General features: G+C 43.0%; 1 protein-coding gene. It reads right to left on the minus strand.

Features of this window, described 5'->3' with window-relative positions; genetic code table 11:
- Positions 1-1,315: Rib/alpha-like domain-containing protein (locus HMPREF2637_RS10980; RefSeq protein ID WP_256316154.1), on the minus strand; the 1,315-nt coding region annotated here is incomplete at both ends.

Genomic DNA, 1,315 nt, shown 5'->3' on the forward strand with positions numbered 1-1,315 from the left:
GTGCTTTTGGTGTTTCACCTACATTAACAGTTTGATCCTTAGGCGTTGGTGTGTTCTTATCTGCATCTGTACGAGGGTCTACCACTTTAACTGATACAGGAACTTCGTCCTTAGATCCATCTGGATAAGTCACAACGACAGTTGTTCCTTTATCTCCCGGAGTTGTTGTATCCACTGGAGTCTTAAATTCAAATTTAGTTCCTTCTGGAAGATCACCTACATTGCCGATTGAATCTTGTGCTTTTGGTGTTTCACCAACATTAACCGTTTGGTCCTTAGGTGTTGGTGTGTTCTTATCCGCATCCGTACGTGGATCTACAACTTTGATAGTGACTGGCACTTCATCAATTGAACCATCTGGATAAGTCACAACTACTGTTGTTCCTTTATCGCCCGGAGTTGTTGTATCCACTGGAGTCTTGAATTCGAACTTAGTTCCTTCTGGAAGATCACCAACGTTGCCAATTGAATCTTGTGCTTTTGGTGTTTCACCTACATTAACAGTTTGGTCCTTAGGTGTTGGTGTGTTCTTATCCGCATCCGTACGTGGATCTACAACTTTGATAGTGACTGGCACTTCATCAATTGAACCATCTGGATAAGTCACAACTACTGTTGTTCCTTTATCGCCCGGAGTTGTTGTATCCACTGGAGTCTTGAATTCAAACTTCGTACCACTTGGAAGGTCACCTACATTGCCAATTGAATCTTGTGCTTTTGGTGTTTCACCTACATTAACAGTTTGGTCCTTAGGTGTTGGTGTGTTCTTATCCGCATCCGTACGTGGATCTACGACTGTTACCTTAACTGGGACTTCATCCTTAGAGCCGTCTGGGTAAGTGACAACAACAGTAGCGTCTTTTTCACCAGCTGTTGTTGTATCTACTGGTGTCTTGTACTCAAATGTTGTGCCACTTGGTAGGTCTGAGACATTGCCGATTGAACCTTTAGCGTCTGGTGTTTCACCTACGTTAACGGTTTGATCCTTAGCTACAGGAGTATTTACATCAGCTTGAGTTGGATTTGCGGCTACAGTAACCTTAACTGGTACTTCATCCTTAGAACCGTCTGGGTAAGTAACCACTACAGTAGCGTCTTTCTCACCTTCTGTTGTTGTATCTACCGGTGTCTTATATTCAAATGTAGTACCACTTGGAAGATCTGAGACATTACCGATTGAGTTCTTGGCATCTGGTGTGTCACCAACTTTAACAGTTTGATCTTTCGCTACTGGGGTATTCTTATCGGCATCTGTACGTGGGTCTACTACTGTCACTTTAACTGGGACTTCATCCTTAGAGCCATCTGGATAAGT

This window comes from Streptococcus sp. HMSC065H07 (genome assembly GCF_001837325.1).
GTDB classification, from domain to species: domain Bacteria; phylum Bacillota; class Bacilli; order Lactobacillales; family Streptococcaceae; genus Streptococcus; species Streptococcus salivarius_H.